Below are 16,606 nucleotides of genomic sequence, written 5' to 3' on the forward strand. Positions count from 1 at the left end.
GTTATCACCGCTCGCCCACAGCGAAGCCATTCCAGAAATGTGGATGGCGACGCAGCGTTTTTAGGCCGAGCCGTTCCTGCGGCACACGCAGGCGGGTGGAGAGCAGCTCGACCGCCCGCAGACGTAACGCAGAAGGCAGCCAGGAGCAGACCGCGCGGTAGTCAGTGCTGGTGCGTTGGTTGCTGGCATCGTTGCTCCGCCAGTGTGACGGCCCATCTAGGAGAAACCGGTAACAGGAAGAAACCGGACGCAACGTCGGAAGTCCTGCGGCGGCAGCTTGCGCGGCGGCGTTGGCTGCGGTGAGAAGCCCGGCGAGGTCGAGATCTCCAAAGTAATGCACGACGTCGGGAGCCGGTTCGAGCAAGGGGATGCTCAGGACGCTTTGTGCGAAGCCGTTGCCATGACCCCAGCCGAGGTGCAGGTCAGGTCTCGCCGCTGGATCGAGGTCGCGCAGGGCGGTGAGAAAAGACGTGTAGGTAGCACGGTTCTCCAGGACGAGCAGTCCGGTAGGTCCGGCGCCCGGTACGTGCTGGGATACGAACGGCAAGGCGGGCGGGAAGCAGGCCAGCAGCTCCAGGGTGAGAGCGCCGGATGTGAAGAGTCGGTTGTTCAGGTAGCCGTCGATGGCCTTCTCGTCGTCGAAGAGTTCCAGGGAGCGTTCCTGGACGGGGACGAACTCAGGGGATGGGTCGTCGCGGATCCAGGTGGCGACCCGATCGAGGATCTTCCGTTCGTCAGCTCTGGTGGCGATGGCCCCGGCGGCTTCGAGCAGATGAGGCCACACACGCGGAGAATGAGACGGGCGCATGACGGTCAGCGGTTCGACGCGCATGACCCAGAACGGGATGGCGGGAACAGTTCGACGATCCCAGCCGGTAGCCGATCTCGGCGCCGGCAGCGTGATCCTCTCAGCATTCTCGAGTTCGCCGAGGGCGCTACGGAATTTGGCCAGCCCTTCAGCATCGCCGACCAACCCAGGATCGAACCTGCTGGCCTCACCGAATAGATCGGTCACGGGGATCCGTTTGCCGCGGAACCGGATGACAAGCCGGGCGAGCTCGGTGGCGAGCGGTGACATCGGCTGGTTCATTCGGCGCCGTCCCACGGGTGGTCGGTGTGCGCGACGCGGATGCCGGTGACGTAACTGGCTTCGGGGACGATGTAGCGGCGGTTGTGGGTGCGTCCTTCCCGGTTATCGAGCCGGATGACGTTGGGAAACTGGATCACGGCAGCCGGGTCCTTCACTCCGGTGGTGTAGATGAGCTGGACGCCGTGTGAAGCGGCGACATTGCGCTGCAGCCGTATCAAGGAGGCGGATGAAGCCCGGCCGATGGGATTGTCGAGCAGCAAGACCCCTCCGGAACGTCCCTTACGGCCGGTGTGCGCGGCGCGTAGCGCAGCGAGCGTGCAATAAAGCGCGATGCATACGGTTAGCTTCTCGCCGCCGCTCCACTTGGCGAGGCGGCTGATGTCCTCGGTGGTCCCGGCGGTGTCGTCGGTGGGTTTAAGGACCTTGACGGTGAAACCTCGAGGTCCTGCGGCTTCGTGAACGGCGGCCTTCAGCAGCGGCATACCTTCGGGCTTGAGTCCCTTCTCCACGAGCCTGTCGATGACTCTCTCGGCGTAGACGACTAGGTCGGCGTCACCGGGCCGGTCAAAACTGATCCGCAGGACCTTCTTGTCGGCCCACGACCCCGAGCCGGTCTTCATATGGGAGGCGCGTTCTGCTTTGCCAAGCATGTCAAGGCTGTCCTTCACCAGGTGTGCGAGCGCCTCGCTGAGGATGGCCTGGTCCTGGGCGATGGCACTGAGTTCGCCGACCAGGGTCTGCGCCCGCAGCCGCAGTTTGCCGCTCAGCTCGTCGGCGTGCGGGCCGAGAATCGCGGGCGGATCGTTCGCCACCCGGTCTTTCATCGGCCCGGAGATCCCCGTGAAGCGAGCGGCCGTGCGCCGGAGCCGGTCCACGGACGTGTTGAGGCTGATCTCGGTGCCAGTGAAAGTCTTGACCGCGGCGCTCACCGCATCCCTAGCCTGCCGGGATCGGGTGCGCGCCGTATCCTCGTCTTCGGTGAACGGCTCCGCGAGCTGCTCGCCCGGATCCGGGAGTGATTCCAAGAGTGTGCCGAGGAGCGTCTTGCGGTGCTCGGCTTGCGAAGTCTGCTGCTCGACGTCATTGATGAGACCTTCGGCCTGGGTGAGCCGTTCCTGAGCCCCCTGGTTGCGGAGCTCCTGCTCGGAGGCGAGGCCATCGGCTTCCTGGGAACTGGTCGGGACGACGGGCAGGGTGCGGCGTGGTGGCTGCCGATAGACCCGTTCGATCGCCTCCAATTCGGAACCACGTTGTTTCACCTGATTCCTGGCCGCGCCGCGGTCGTCGGTCGCCGCTTCCGAATCCTGCCGGGCGCGGGCGAGGGCGGCGGATCGAAGGTGCGGCTCTTGGCCTTCGGGGGAGGCAAGCAATCGCCCGGCGGTGGCGCGATCGGCGGCAGGCCGTTGCATGACTTCGCGCTTGGCGTCGGCGACTTGCCGGGCGAGGCCCTGCACCCGGTCGGCCAGCACCGATTGGGCGGCACGGATTTCCAAAGCCTTGAGTGCGTCTTGCTGACAGCGGCGCAGAACATCCAAAGGTGTGGTCGGATCCCCATGCACGTCCAGTGGATCGGTCGCGGTGTCGGGGAGGCCATCGCATTCTGACCGGTAATCAGCCGCTCTGCGGCGCTCGGTTTCAGCGGTGACCTCCCACTGCTTGGTCTCAAGGAGGGCTTGCTGGGCGTCGGTGTTGTGCTGGCGGGCGCGACGGTCCGCGTCGGCGCCGCGCTCTTGCGCGGCTGTCAGCTGCCCGCGCCAGTCGTCTGCATCGGCCAAGAGGAGGGCGAATTCCTCAAGCCAGTTGATGGTGGCATCGGCTTTGCGAAGATCAGTGTTGAGCATGTCACGAAGAGCATCGTCCAGCCGGTCGCCGTCATCGAGGCCCTGAAGCTCTGTTCTGTTGTCCTCCTGCTCGTTGTCGATGGCCTGCAGCTTGCGGTCGAGCCGATCGATTTCGTCGCTCAGGATGGCCAGGTGTCCGGCGGGACAATCGTCGAGGAACTGGGTGATCTGGCGGCGTAGTTCGTCATCGGCCGCGCGTTGCCGGGCCAGATCCTGATCTTTGAGAGTGTGGGCGTGGGCGCGTTCCTTGAGCAACCGAACCGCTGCCTCTGCCTCGGCCTGATCGACCAAGCCCGGTTGCAGCCGGGTCCAAGCCGCGGCAACTAGGGAGTTCGCCGACACCACCCCGCCTCGGACCAGGACGTCCGCGGCTTCGGCGGAGTAGACCCCGATGAGCGAGGTCGTGACAGCCGCACGGGAGTCCAAGACCCGGGTCGCATCGGCGACCCGACTGGTCGGGACCACCACTCCACAACCGAGCTGGGCGATCTCGGGCAGGTTCAGTGAAGTCATCAGGTGGTAAGCGGGCATGACCGAGCGCAGATGGGCCCAGCCGGTCTGGGCGGGTACGCCGGCGTCGAGGAGCTCGCGTTCTATGCGTTCGGCGTCCAGGCTGGACGGCAGGACCTGGCTGCGTTCCTGCGCCTCGATACTCCTCCTGTCGGCGTGTTGTTCGGCTCTGCGCAGGATGCGCTCGTCATCCGCCGCGATGACCGCGTCGCTCAACCGGCGCAACAAGATCGGACCCTCGACCCACAGGTCGACGGTCTCATCACCGGCGGTCTCAGCCAGCCCGCGCAGCCGTTCAGAACTAGTCAGCTCGGCCCGTTCGGCATCCAAATCGGTGTGCCGCTCGACTGTCTTGGTGCGCGTCGCGTCGGCGGTGCTGTGCTCGCCCGCCAGGGCGGCGTCCCGGTTGGTGATCTCGGTACGGCGGGCACGGCGGCCCTCGCACCGTGCTGCCAGCTCCTTGAGCTGCCGATCGACTTCGGCGCGATCGGTGATCACTATGTCGAGGTGGCTTTGGAGTGGGATGGTGTGGCTGGGCAGGTGACCGCGGGCAACGCCGTCCCTGCGGCGTTGATCAAGAATGTCGAGCTGGGTCTGGGCCTGGGATTCGTCGGTAGTCGCCTGTGTCTTGTCGGTTCGCGCTCGCTCCTCCAGCTCTCCATGTTTCGTGAGGGCCTCCCCCGCGGTCTCCTTCTGCTCGTCAGCCAGGTCGGCCGCGAAATCGGCTTCTTCGGCGAGCGCGTTCAAACGGTGTCGCAGCAGGGCTGCATGTCGGGCGTGTTCTTCGCGGAGTGGGGCGATCTCGGCTTCTTCGGCTGAGGCCAGCAGCTCGGCCTGGGTCAGACGTGACTCCAATTCGGCGAACGCGGCAAGTTGGACGGTGGTCTCCCAGGCCTGCACCAGAGCTCGCGCTTTGTCGACGTTCTGGCCCGCTTCCTGCTCTTGGATTTCGGCCTCGGCCAGACGCAGCCTGGCGCCTTCCTTCCGGTACAGGTAGGCCAGGTCAGTGGCCGTGGACCGATCGTTGTTGGCCGCCGTGCGGGCTTCTGCGAACACGGTCAATCGTGTTTTCAGGCTCTCCTGGAGCTCCTCTGCGGCGGTGACTGCGGCGGTGAAGGAGGCGGCCAGGACCTCCGCGGCGGTGGTAACAGCGGCCAATTCACCGGCAGCGGCTTGCACATGCTCATAGCTGGCGGCGACGTCGCTCAGATCTTCGGCAGTGGCGCTGCAGAAGTCGCGCTCTTCGATCTTCTGTGGCTTGGCCGCCAGCAGGGCCGTGACGCTCGCGAGCCGGGTCGCGACGCTGATGGCGGCGGCCGGCTGGGTGGCCAGATCCAGCAGGAAGTTGATGAAGTCCTTGGCAGAGGGGAACTTGAACAGGTCTTCCACGCCGCCCTCGACGTGGTTCATCTGCTTCTGCGTACGGAAGATCTCCGGATCCAAGTGCCGATCTAGAAGCGCTTTCGTCCAGACGTGCTGCTTGTCGGTCACCACCAGGTTCGCGTGCCGGGCATGTGGTTTGGCCAGCTCGCGCAGCTCCTCCAGGAAGCCGGTCAGCCGCCTGGGGCGTCCGGAATCGTCGCAGAACGGCAACGTGTCCGGCTCTAAAACGCCGGAGACGGCGTGGAAAGCGTAGAAGTAACTGCTCAGCTTGTCCTTTGAGTCGGCGGCCTTTACAGGTTTACGCAAGTCCGACCATTCATGGACCACACCGGTGACGAGGATCTCTTCCGGGTCGCCCAGCAGGGTCCGACTGGTGTCATGAGGCTGCCATGTCGCGATCACGTGTGAGGTGTCGCCCGTATCGACGTAGTCGGTAAGACTGCGCTGCACGGTCCTGCCCATGAAGTCGTTAGCGTGCGGCAACAGGAGCGCGTACGTCAGCGACAGGATGCTCGACTTGCCTCCGCCGTTGCGCAGCCAGACGACCGAGTCCTGAGGTACGGCGGCGCCGTCGACCGGCGCGGTGAAATCAAGCGGAAGATCGGTAAATCGGGCAGAACGTTCGCCCACGGTCCGAAACCGCAACGCGGCGAGCTGATGGGTCATCCGCGGGATTCCTCTCTGCGGCGTAGCTCGGCGATGAAACCGTAGGCACGCTCGAGGGCGACCTCCTTAGCGTGCACCCGAAACCGTTCGGTCAGTGTCCAGGTGTCCTCGGCTGAACTGTCGACGCGGGCCATACCCTGTCCTGTCAGCCAGGTCAGGACCGTCTGCACCCAATAGCGGGTGCAGCGGCTGGTCAACTTGCCGGAGCTGCGGCCAGCCTCCCCGTAATGCACCGACGGCAAGGCCAGATAGGTCCGCCAGGCCTCGTCTAGACCTTCCTTGGGAATAACATCGCCGGCGGCGTCGTGAGAGCACAACCGCTCGCACAGCTCCCGCAACCATGCATCGAGGTCCCTGGCTGAGATACGCCGGACGCGGTCGTCGTCGAGCTCCTGCGTACTGGGGTAGGCGAACGCGACCAGGCCAGTAAGAACCAGACCAGCCAGCAACTTGTTCTCCGGTTTTCCCGTGTAGGGCAGGTCGGAGATGCGGAAGGCCAGCGGAGACTCGGGCTCGATACCCAGGATGAGCCCGAAGTCGCCCTCAGACAGAACCCGCGCCCCTAAGCCGTGCAAAATCGCGTTCGCAGCGGTCTTGAACTCCAGCTCGGTCCGGTAGCGACTGAGAACCCGCTGGTAATCGGGGTTGCGACCAGGCCGCTGAGTCGGCCGGATTGCGAACGACACCAGGAGGCCTATATCGGTGTGGTCGGTGGCGATGAGACTCATGCTGACTTCCTGCTGATCGGGACCGGATTCGCATCGGCGAGGGCATCGGCGTCGGGGGCGACGATGACGTCGTCGCCATCCCACCCGGGCAGTTGCAACGGTGTGCCGTCAGTGTCGACGGCGGTGCGCGTTCCCAGGATGCGGGCCATCAGGTCATCGGCCATCCGGCCGCCTTCATCGTCGGCGTCCTCGGGGGAGAAAGCCCACAACACGGCCAGGTTTAGGACCTCGGCACCCTGCTGGCGGACACGCGGGGATGGGGCTTGGGCATCGTTCAGGCAGGCGTGCAGCAGCCGGGATAGCCGGGCGGGCAGGCCGACACCCCGCACGGCGCGGATCGCCACATCGACGACCTCCGTCCGGATGAGTGGTTTCGGCAGGTCGGCGAGTTCGGTCTCATCATCACCTCGTTCGCCTGCGGTGATGCTGCCGGTGCGCGTCCACAGGTCGTTGATCAGCCGATAGAGGCGGGGCAGTCGCGGGGTACGGGGGCCCGCCATGTCGATTAGGAACCGCTCGGTCAGAGTGCCGGCCTCGGCGCAGCCCAGTTCCAGGACCGGCAAAAGGATCTCCTGCTGCGGATCCGGCAAGTTGACCAACGCGGGCGGACGGAAGGCTTGGCGTTCCTGCTCCTCCAAGAATATCCCTCGGGCCGCGATGACTCGATGATGCAATGACTCGTGGCGGCGCTGGCATTCCTCCAGCAGCTGGGCGATCCGCACCCCGGACGTAAGAAGCTTCGCCTCGCCGTTCATCAACGCCTCCCGGACCTTCCCCAGCAAGTGCCGTTCGGTATTCAGCCGCTCCCTGATGTGCTTGCGAGCAGCCTCCAGGCTGTCCGGTACTGTCGCGGCCCATTCCTTCTCCACGATCCGCAGATCACGGCGCGTTTGCTTCAGCAGCCGGTCCAGCCCTTCCGCGAGGCTGACCGACAGCAGCCGGGCTCGTTCTGCGGACTTCAACGCCGCGTCGAACGCGTTGCGCGCCAGCTGCCGTTCCAGCACCAGCTCCGTGGCGACCTGTTCGTCTTCGACATCGAAGTCGAGGCCGCCGATCAAGGCGTTGATGGCGTCTTTCGTGGCGCGGAGCACATTCTCGTCACGCGACGCATGATCGTGCTCAACTAGGAGGGAGAAGGGGACCTCGCGCTGCCGGTGACCAGCTTCATGATCGGAGTAATCGCTGGTGATGTATCGGAAAGGGGCCTGGCCGCTCGACCGGTTCAGCAAGGCGTCCACCACGAACATCGCGACATCCGTGTGCTCGCCGACCGGGCGTTCCGGAGCAGCCACCCCGGACAGCACCGATAGTGCGTCCACTACGTCCTGCCGGGTGGCTTCGAACTCGAATCCTTGTCGGGCAACAACCAGATCGATGGCGGTCAAGGCCAGAGTAACGATGTCGTAGATTCCCTCCGGCCAGTCCCGGCGGTAAGCCGCTTGCACGGCTTCGATCACCGGGCTGAACCTCAGGAACGCCGCCACGCGTGCGGGAAAAGAGGACTCGTGCACACTGAGAGCGTGTTTGAGAGGGTGTGAGATAGGGGTCGCAGAGGTGTGACATCGATGACTGGCGCGGGCAGAGGGGCTGGATGTCGTCTGCTCGTCGTGGTTACCCGTCGGATCTGACCGATGCCCAGTGGGCGCTCATCGAGCCGCTTCTACCGCAGCCCAACACCAACGGCCGGCAGGAGAAACACCCGCGTCGGGAGATCGTCAACGCGATTCTGTACGTAGTGCGTTCGGGTTGCCCGTGGCGCTATCTGCCAGCTGACCTGCCGCCGTGGCAGACCGTGTACTGGTACTTCACCCGATGGGAAGCCGCTGGCGTGACCGAGAAACTGCTGGCGGCGCTGCGCACCAAGGCCCGTGTCCAGCAGGGCCGCAATCCGGAGCCATCTGCCGGAATTATCGACTCGCAGTCCGTACGAGGTGCCGATACCGTTGCCGGTGACAGCCGTGGTTACGATGCCGGCAAGAAGGTCAACGGCCGTAAACGGTTCATCGTCACCGACATGTGCGGGCTGCTGATCGCGGTGGCGGTGATGGCGGCGAGCCGACAAGACCGCGACGGCGCCAAAACCGTGCTGCTCGGCACTTATCTGGCCACGCCGATCCGGTACGTCTTCGCTGACCAGGGCTTCACCGGACGTCTGGTGGACTGGGCCCACGACATCCTCAAGACGACTGTGGAGATCGTGCGCAAACCCGCCGAGCAGCGCGGTTTCGCGGTGCACCCGCGCCGCTGGGTGGTGGAGCGGACTCTGGCTTGGCTGACCGCCTGCCGCCGACTAGCCCGCGACTACGAACGCCATTCTGGGGTCTCCGAGGCCATCGTGCGCTGGGCCGCCATCGCCGGCATGGCCCGACGTATCACCCACGGCCGACCCGCTCAACGCCAGCGTCGACGTGTCTTCCGCTGCCCTTGATCACGTTCGTCAAGCAGCCTGTGAGTCCCACCAGCGTGGCGATTCGTCATCGGGTGTGTCCGGGCTGGCGAAGTGGAACGGCACGCCGAGGCTGCGGGCTACCGCCTGGCCTTTCTCGGCAGCTTCGACGGCTTCCGGCCAAGGCGGAACTTCGCCGTTGAACAAGCGCAGGTCGCTCCCGCGCCGAAACAGCGCCAGCGGCCGCTCGTCGAAGCGGTGATGGTACCGGCCCGGCCGTTGCACGATCGCGACCAGCTCCACGAACCAGCCCTGAGTATCTCCGTCCCACAGCACCTCAACCGCGACCACCGGCTCGCTGATCGCGTTGACCATCCCGATCAGCTGTGGAACCTGCACGGGCGGTTCTTCAAGGTCAACCAAGCCCTGCTCGGCCAACCAGACGGATCGCTCCCGCAGCATGTTCTGCATCTCATACAGGTCAGGGGCAAGATCAAACCCACCTTCGGACCGCAACAGCACGATGGCTTCAATCAGCCGCTGACGACGAAGTTGTTCGTCGATCCGACCACGAACCTGTGGAGACAACGCCGCCCACCACCCGTCCTGCTCTTGCACACCGACCAGTCTCACCAACCAAGATCACGGTGTTGCAACGCCCGCTCTCAAACACGCTCTAAGCCCGTCGGAGCCGATGGCGGACACATCCGCCGCAACGGGCCCGCTCCTTGGCTCGTCCGCCTCCTCTAAAAATGGCGTCATAGGCCTCCTTCGACCGCCGCGCCTTGATAAGCCGAGATGATACGACCTGGCTAGAATAATTTCTGTCTGATTGGCGAACCAGCACGCGCGCTCGGGTAATCAGGCTTGAGGTTGATCGAGGCCTCGACTCCCTTCGAACTGGGTGTCGAGTCCCAGTGAAAGGTGTCATCGCTCCATAATCTTTGATCCAGAACCTAGACGCGTGCGCGATCAAGATCTCCAAGATCAACAAATGGGGCTCGCTATCACGCATGAAATCAGCCGCAGGCTGAACTTCTGGCTTATCGACATCACCAGGCATCTACTGGATGATGTGATCGCCGTAGTCGGCGGCTGACGTGGGACATACGCGGGGTGATCAATCTTGCTGCACGAGATCATGACTATGTTTCTGCAGTTCAGGGCGTATGGCGAAGCAAATTGACCCACTCTCCTAAAGTGGGTGCCGATTATGGCCGCAGAACCTGAAGGATCCCTGTGCGGCGGCAACTCGATCGAAGTGCTCTCGGCAAGACCTCTCGCCACCGGCTCAACCATGTCGGCGGCAGCACCTTATGTGCACCATTCTGCTCGTCAGTCTGGGCCATGATCAGTGCACCCGCCGCCGCTACGATTGCTTGATCTTGTGGCTAGTTGTCCAGTTCTTGTAGGTTGTCGTGAAGACGGACTTGTAGATCTCTACATCGGTTATTGGTACACACCAGGCGATTTCAAACTTCTTCGGTCGATCCTCATTGTCGATGATGAGTTTGAAGGTGATGTACGAGTCGGCATTCATCTTGGTGACGTCACTACCCATCCATGAGTTAAGCAACTGTCGAAGTGAGCCGTTGGTGTCCTCGATAGCGAGAGTCCCGGAGTAGTTGCGCCCCTTGCGTTTCAATCGGGCGGAGTTGGAGACGACCTCCCGGATGATCGATGGCCCAGCTGTACCGGCAACGACAAGCCCATACCAGTCCGGGTTCGCCGAATTTATGCTCTCAATGGGTGATCCATCCGCACCCTGGTTCTTGGGATAGACCGTCTTGCTCACGACCACATAACGACGGCTAAAACCCTCGTAAGACTTGATGCTTACGTCAAGATCGTCGTACGCCAGGTGGTTCATGAATCGCCCGGTGGCTATTCCGCCGGCGTTGCTCTGAGTGAATCCCCCCTCGAAGCTGAACGTCCCCGCCGGGGTGGTCTCCAGGGCGAGCTCGATCGCGGCGGCCAACTCTGTAATCGTGCTCGGTGGCGGGGCTGGTTGGGGTGGCGAAGGCTCGGTCTCCACGGCTGCTGTAGCGGTGGGCGTCGATGTGAGGTTTGCGTTCGTTGAACTCGGATGGCTGGTCGGAACGGCGGCGACGTCGAGCTGCTGCTTCCGCTCATCTGTATCGCCCGGTAACACCTTCAGGGCGATGACCGCCGCGAGTCCAACAGCGATCGCGATCACCGCACCTGTTCGACGACTCTTTGGGGCTTTCCGTGTCGCAGCCGGTACGGCAGGCCAGCTCAGATCTTCGACGGGAAGAACCCATGTTCGGTCCAACCGAGCCGTGACATTGTCGGCCGCCTCGAAACCGTCGATCGCCTGGCTTCCTTGGTGTGCTTGCCAGGCTTCAGCGGCCATGTCCAACAGTTCCCGCGATGAGGGGCGTGTCTCGGGAAGCTTGGCCAATGCTCTATCGACCAGGCCACGTAGAAGGTTGGGGAGCATAGAGGTGTCGACGGTTTCGTTCAGCACCTTGAGTGCCAGGACCTCTGGGCGCCCGGCCCCATAGGGTGGAGCGCCCGTGGCCGCGTATACGACCAGCATCGCCCAGCCGTAGACATCGGCGGGTGGCCCAGCTGATGTGTCGCCGTACTCTTCGGGGCTCACCCATCCTGGCGATCCGACGAGAGTACCGGTGCGGGTCATAACACTCGCGTCAAGCGCGCGGGCGATGCCGAAGTCGACGAGCTTAGGGCCGCTCGGCGAGAGGATGACGTTCGACGGCTTGATGTCACGATGAACCACGCCTGCCGCGTGCACGGCCACCAATGCTTCGGCGAGTCCGGCCGCGAGCCCAAACAACGCGTCGCCCTGGAGCATCCCATGAGTTCTGACATGACTCTCAAGCGTTGGCCCGGGCACGTATTCGGCAGCCAGCCATGGCCGAGCCGCGTTCCCGTCAGAATCCAGGATTCGCGCGGTGCAGGCGCCGTTGACGCGGTCGAGGACGGAGATCTCCCGAGCGAATCGTGCGCGGAACTCCGAGTCGCTCGCGTATGAGGCATGGATGAGTTTGACGGCTACGCGAACCCCGAGGGTGTCGATGCCCGCGAAGACGACTCCCATGCCGCCTGCTCCGAGACGCCCCACCAGGCGGTACGGACCAATCTGTGGCGGATCTTCAACGGTGAGCGGTCGGAGAGCAACGGTTGCCGGCATGTGCTGGTTCACCGGGCTCCGTTCAGGAGGGAAAGCGCGGCGAGTGCCGGCCAATCGCGGGAAAAGTTCAGAGGTGTTTTATCCCATCCGACTCTGTCGTGTCGAGCGGGAATCGTGCCATGTATGAGAATTTACTGCGCCCTTTGATGAATTCGTACTATAAGTCCTAAATTAGCCTATTTCCTGTGCACCTTCATGACTCTCTGCAACCCACCGGTTAGGAGTGGGAGAGATCCTTATTTGCCCCCTGTGTCTGGTGTCTGCCGTTGGCGGGCATCTCTGCGAATTATTGAGTTGTTGTAAACCAATGAGCCAAGGTGGCTGTCTTCTTGTGGCATGTGTCGTGACGGGGCACGTGGTCGAGGAGGGCGTGACGATGGAGTACCGGTTCAATTCGCCTCCTGGATGGCCGGTTCCTCCTGTGGGCTGGCGGCCTCCGGAGGCATGGCAGCCGAATCCGGCGTGGCCTCCGGCGCCGCCCGGCTGGGAGTTCTGGGTTCCTGTCCAGCCGTCGCCTCCGCCTTCTGCGCCTCCAGTGCAGCCGCAGCCCGTTCCCATCCCCGCGATGCCGGAGCGCAGCAGTGGAGGGCTGTTCGGCGGCAAGAAGAAGCTGGAGGCGGAGAACGCCGAGTTGCGTGCGTGGGTCGAGCGGCTGGGCGGCATGGACGCCATACGCATCTCCGCGATGACCGAGGCACTGCACGCCGAGCACCAGGGATTGCAGACGGCCATCTCGGATGCCACACGACGTCTGCGTGAGGTCGAGCGGCTGATCGTGCAGACCGAGGAGACCGTGTTGTTGCAGGAGGCCGGTGTCTATGAGTACCGGCATCCGCTGAGTGACGCGGTGGCCTACAAGGAACGGTTAGCGCAGGTCAAGGCGCGTATCAAGGAGTTGTCCAAGGACGGCAAGGCGGTGCTGGGCTCCACCAGCTGGCAGGTCAACGGGTCGGCGGCCGAGGGGCGCCGGATGGTGCGTGACTTCTCCAAGCTGATGCTGCGTGCCTACAACGCCGAGGCCGACAACTGCGTGCGCACGATGCGCCCGTACAAACTGCAGTCGGCTGTCGATCGTCTGGAGAAGGCGGTGGAGATGATCGTCAAGCTCGGCAAGACGATGAGCATCCACGTTAGCGGCGATTACCACCGGCTGCGGGTCTACGAATTGGAGCTGACCGCCGACTACCTGGCCAAGCAGGAGGAGGAGAAGGAGCGCACCCGTGCCCAGCGGGAGCAGCAGCGCGAGGAGGAGGCCGCGCGGCGAGAGTTCGAGCGGGAGAAGGCCAGGCTCCGCAAGGAAGAGTCCCACTACCGCTCCGCGCTGTCGAAGCTGCTGGCCAAGGGGGATGAGGCCGGAGCGGAAGAGCTCAGGGCGAAGCTGGAGGAGATCGGCGCGGCGGTCAGTGACGTCGAGGCGCGCGAGGCCAACGTCCGGGCCGGCTACGTGTATGTGATCTCCAACATCGGCGCGTTCGGCGAGGACGTCGTCAAGATCGGCATGACCCGCCGCCTGGAGCCCGAGGATCGCGTTCGGGAGCTGGGCGATGCCTCGGTGCCGTTCAAGTTCGACACCCACGCGCTGATCTTCAGTGATGACGCGGTCGGGCTTGAGGGGCGGTTGCACGCCGCGTTGGGCGACCGGCGCGTCAACAAGGTCAACCTCCGCCGGGAGTTCTTCCACGCCACACCCGCCGACGTCAGGGACCTGCTGCAGAAGATCGCAGGCCAGCACCTTCTGGAATACCGGGATACTCCCGAGGCTCTGGAGTGGCACCAGTCGGTTCACGCGAAGGTGGCAGCAGGCTGAGCCGGATCGCGCACCTGACCGGCACGCTCCGAGAGCACATCGAGGGCACATGGCGTTGGAAGGCGGAGAACAATGTCAAAGAACAGCAGTGTTCCCGCAGGTCAGACGGCAGGACGCTGGCTGGCGTGCAGGTCACGGGCAGGCCGAATTAGAACCCGGCCTACAGGTCGACTCATCCGCCCCCGCGTGGCATCTACTGCTGCCCAGAAGCTTCGAGGAAGAAAACGGTCGACCCAACTGATTCCTAAATCACCCAGGTTAACTATCAACATGGCCAGACAATTTCGCATCAGCCCGATAACGAAGAGTGCGACTGGATGTCTGTTCCTGACGCATGTATAGCCATGTAGTAGATGATCGTGAGAATTTCCTGAGAAAGGGATGTGACGTGCGGTCATCATGGTGGTTATTGAGCATGGTTCTGGTCTTGTTCTCAGGGCTGGTGTCGCTGCCGGCGGAGGCATCGGCGGGTGTGAAGGCATCGGTTACCCGGGTGAAGGCGTCGCCTGCACGTCAGAAGGCCGAATGCCCCGCCACCGTAGGATTCTCAGCCCGCATCAGCGTTCGTGGGACCGGCGTGGTGCGCTACCGCTGGGTACGTGCCGACGGTACCAAGGGAGCTGTCAAGACGATCAAAGTCCAGGGCGGTAAAACAGCCACCGTGCGAGACCGGCAGGTATTCGACGGGAACGCCAAGGGTTGGCAGGCAGTCCAGCTTCTTGGTACGCATCCGCGAGTTTCCAGCAAAGCGCCGTTCACCGTGACATGCACAGGCCGTGAACCCATCTACAACAGCCTGCGTCTGCTTCCGATGAATCCACCGTCGGAGTCGATCCGGGCTGCCGTTTCGGTGAGTGCCACACCCTCCAGCTATTCGGGCCCGTGTCCGACGGTGGTCGGTTTCGCCACGACGTTGCAGGTCTCTCGGGTACCGGCGCGCGTCGCCTATCGGTGGATCGACAGCGCCACCGGTGAAGGAACGATCCAGTACGCGGACTTTGGTGCGGGTGGGCCACGCAGCCGTACCCTCTCGACCACGCTGAACGTCACCGGGAGCGGCAGGGGGTGGAAAGCCGTCCGTGTCCTCGGCCCCGATGCCTCCGTCTCAAGCCGGACTACTTATGCCGTCACCTGTGACACCGGGCCACTGGTGGCGACGCCGAGCGTCAGCCCGGACACGATCACCCACAGCGGCACATGCCCGACGACGTTGCGCTTCGTCGGGAAGGTGACAGTCAACAAGATTCCCGCCACGGTGACCTACGAGTGGATCAATGATCGCGGAGGCAAAGGCCCCTCGGGAACACTGACGTTCACCGGAAAGCCCGGTTCGCGGAACGTCATCCCCTACGACCACCAGGTGGAGCGCAGCGGCTCGGTCACCCTCAGAATCCTGAGCCCTACGGTCGACGCGGCCACGACCTGGTTCACGGTGAACTGCCGGGATGGCAACCCCGCGGGAGCTTACGGCACGGTGACCGACCTCCATTTCGCGGGGAACCGAGACCAGCCGTGCCGCGAGCCGATGCCGCTCCTCGCGTCGGGAACCATCAGCGCCCCGCGCGGCCCTGCCGACATCACCTACGAATGGGTGCTCAACGGTAACCCCGTCGGCATCACCGACTCGGCGGGCTCCAGCAGCACCGGTCCGTGGAGTTGGGATGTCATCAGGCTCTCGCTCCAACACGGTACCGACGGAACGTTTGGTTCCGTGGCCCTCAAGATTCACAACGACGACAGCATCTCCCCGCCGGTGAACTACAGCTCAGCCTGTGTCGACGCCGATCATGACTTCACCATGATCGAGATGGTGTCGGACTTCTCCGGCGAATGCGCCAGTGAACCGATCAGGAACCGCGCCACGATCGGAGGACACGGCTTCACCGGGAACATCGAATACCAGTGGTTCAGGCGGCCGGCGGGCGGTCAGTGGGTCCCGTCGGGTACGCCGACCGCGATCGGATTCACCGGTGCCCAATTTGAGCGACGTCCCGCAGATCACACTTGGCACGCGTCGCAGACCGAGACCGGTCACTGGAAACTGGCGATGAAGTACGGCGATGAGACCTACGAAACGCCAGCGGTTCCCTACAGCGTCAAATGCGCTGACTGATCGGATTACATGATCGCCGCGATTTCGTGACCACTGGCGGGGCTTCCGGCTCGTTCCGAAGGCCCCGTCCGTAGGTTGCCGGGGTCATGTCCAGTGGAGTGGTGTACAGCGACACCGCCTTACATGATCACACTCCGTCGGACTGCATCCGTTGTCCGATCAGGACGAAGAGCCGTCCACAAGGGCCGTGTCCTTGCAATGAGGAGAACCGCGCTGAATAACTCCGTCCGCCACGGAGCATGTACGGAACGATCAAGAACAAGATGATCGGCAACTGCATCGTTTGGGCAGGTCACGATAGCCATGCGGGGCGTGAGGCGATCGCTCTTCTGAAGGGGGTGTCTTTCGAATCGGCTATATGAGCCTAAAGAGGATCCCGGGGGAGGGTGAATGAGCGTTCATCGCGTCGATCAGATCACCCTCAGTGAGGTTGATGGTGAAGGCGCTGCCCGCCTGCGATGGATCCCAGCCGCGGTCAAGAGCTCTCCGTATGGTCGCCGCCACGAGAGCCGGCCGTACGGTCATCGTTCGCTCCCCGTACCAGGCGTCCGGTCGAGAACAGGGGAGCTCCACCAGGAGAACCCGCCCCCGTCCCTCAGCCGGCTCCACCGCGTAGGTCAGTGGACCCCAGCTGTTTGCCTGGCAATACGTGGGCTTGTGACGAATTCGCCAGCGATAGGCGATGCCGTCGACGCTGATCAGCCTGGAGCCCTTCTTGGGGATCGTCACAGAACCGGTCTCCTGCCTTGTTTCGTCCCTGCTCCGTAAGAGCACCGAAGACAGCGACAGGTGATGCGAGATACTCGCCAGCGTAGCCATCGCTCAGTCTCATGATCGAGCGGTTTTCGCACAGCCGGATCCGACGGTGGCGGCCCTCCAGACCGGAGGGCGCAGGGCACACCCAGGG

General features: G+C 63.6%; 11 protein-coding genes. 4 read left to right on the forward strand and 7 right to left on the reverse strand.

Going from position 1 to position 16,606, the window contains the following annotated elements:
• Window positions 1-4: 4 nt before the first annotated feature.
• The 4 genes from ACVCAG_RS04415 to ACVCAG_RS04430 are packed head-to-tail and all read right to left on the reverse strand — an operon-like array spanning window position 5 to window position 7,729.
• Entirely contained in the window at window positions 5-1,090 is a 1,086-nt protein-coding gene (locus tag ACVCAG_RS04415; protein WP_440084636.1) for a hypothetical protein, read from the reverse strand.
• Window positions 1,087-5,490: a hypothetical protein gene (locus ACVCAG_RS04420; protein ID WP_440084637.1), complete on the reverse strand. Its 4,404-nt coding sequence runs from the start codon at window positions 5,488-5,490 to the stop codon at window positions 1,087-1,089. The genes ACVCAG_RS04415 and ACVCAG_RS04420 overlap by 4 nt, the downstream gene beginning before the upstream one ends.
• Window positions 5,487-6,218 (reverse strand): hypothetical protein, encoded by a 732-nt coding sequence (locus tag ACVCAG_RS04425; protein WP_440084638.1) that lies wholly within the window; start codon window positions 6,216-6,218, stop codon window positions 5,487-5,489. Before ACVCAG_RS04425 ends, ACVCAG_RS04420 begins: the two co-directional genes overlap by 4 nt.
• Window positions 6,215-7,729: a hypothetical protein gene (locus ACVCAG_RS04430; protein ID WP_447189473.1), complete on the reverse strand. Its 1,515-nt coding sequence runs from the start codon at window positions 7,727-7,729 to the stop codon at window positions 6,215-6,217. The genes ACVCAG_RS04425 and ACVCAG_RS04430 overlap by 4 nt, the downstream gene beginning before the upstream one ends.
• An 80-nt stretch (window positions 7,730-7,809) precedes the next feature.
• Between ACVCAG_RS04430 and ACVCAG_RS04435 the strand changes: the two genes are divergently transcribed.
• Window positions 7,810-8,646: an IS5 family transposase gene (locus ACVCAG_RS04435; RefSeq protein WP_440089921.1), complete on the forward strand. Its 837-nt coding sequence runs from the start codon at window positions 7,810-7,812 to the stop codon at window positions 8,644-8,646.
• Between the two features lie 9 nt (window positions 8,647-8,655).
• Here the strand turns inward: ACVCAG_RS04435 and ACVCAG_RS04440 are convergent, their stop codons facing one another.
• Window positions 8,656-9,222: a hypothetical protein gene (locus tag ACVCAG_RS04440; RefSeq protein WP_440089920.1), complete on the reverse strand. Its 567-nt coding sequence runs from the start codon at window positions 9,220-9,222 to the stop codon at window positions 8,656-8,658.
• A gap of 346 nt (window positions 9,223-9,568) precedes the next feature.
• Between ACVCAG_RS04440 and ACVCAG_RS04445 the strand changes: the two genes are divergently transcribed.
• Complete coding sequence (locus tag ACVCAG_RS04445) at window positions 9,569-9,703, forward strand: hypothetical protein (protein ID WP_440081758.1); 135 nt, start codon at window positions 9,569-9,571, stop codon at window positions 9,701-9,703.
• Between the two features lie 270 nt (window positions 9,704-9,973).
• On the opposite strand, the gene ACVCAG_RS04450 is transcribed toward ACVCAG_RS04445, so the two are convergent.
• On the reverse strand, window positions 9,974-11,791 hold the full coding sequence (locus tag ACVCAG_RS04450) for a protein kinase domain-containing protein (RefSeq protein WP_440081757.1): 1,818 nt from the start codon (window positions 11,789-11,791) through the stop codon (window positions 9,974-9,976).
• A gap of 553 nt (window positions 11,792-12,344) precedes the next feature.
• Here ACVCAG_RS04450 and ACVCAG_RS04455 point away from each other — a divergent pair.
• Both ACVCAG_RS04455 and ACVCAG_RS04460 read left to right on the forward strand, forming a co-directional pair.
• Window positions 12,345-13,586, forward strand: a complete 1,242-nt coding sequence (locus ACVCAG_RS04455; protein WP_447189474.1) for a DUF4041 domain-containing protein — start codon at window positions 12,345-12,347, stop codon at window positions 13,584-13,586.
• 415 nt (window positions 13,587-14,001) lie between these two features.
• A complete protein-coding gene (locus ACVCAG_RS04460) occupies window positions 14,002-15,699 on the forward strand; it encodes a hypothetical protein (RefSeq protein WP_440081755.1) in 1,698 nt (565 codons plus the stop codon).
• 354 nt (window positions 15,700-16,053) lie between these two features.
• On the opposite strand, the gene ACVCAG_RS04465 is transcribed toward ACVCAG_RS04460, so the two are convergent.
• Window positions 16,054-16,428: a hypothetical protein gene (locus tag ACVCAG_RS04465; RefSeq protein ID WP_447189475.1), complete on the reverse strand. Its 375-nt coding sequence runs from the start codon at window positions 16,426-16,428 to the stop codon at window positions 16,054-16,056.
• Window positions 16,429-16,606 lie beyond the last annotated feature (178 nt).

Source organism: Streptosporangium sp. G12, from assembly GCF_052983175.1.

Bases quoted from the DNA above. Each gene is read 5' to 3' on its own strand.
- ACVCAG_RS04415 (WP_440084636.1), bottom strand. From the start codon at position 1,090: ATGAACCAGCCGATGTCACCGCTCGCCACCGAGCTCGCCCGGCTTGTC.
- ACVCAG_RS04420 (WP_440084637.1), bottom strand. From the start codon at position 5,490: ATGACCCATCAGCTCGCCGCGTTGCGGTTTCGGACCGTGGGCGAACGT.
- ACVCAG_RS04425 (WP_440084638.1), bottom strand. From the start codon at position 6,218: ATGAGTCTCATCGCCACCGACCACACCGATATAGGCCTCCTGGTGTCG.
- ACVCAG_RS04435 (WP_440089921.1), top strand. From the start codon at position 7,810: ATGTCGTCTGCTCGTCGTGGTTACCCGTCGGATCTGACCGATGCCCAG.
- ACVCAG_RS04455 (WP_447189474.1), top strand. From the start codon at position 12,345: ATGCCGGAGCGCAGCAGTGGAGGGCTGTTCGGCGGCAAGAAGAAGCTG.
- ACVCAG_RS04460 (WP_440081755.1), top strand. From the start codon at position 14,002: ATGGTTCTGGTCTTGTTCTCAGGGCTGGTGTCGCTGCCGGCGGAGGCA.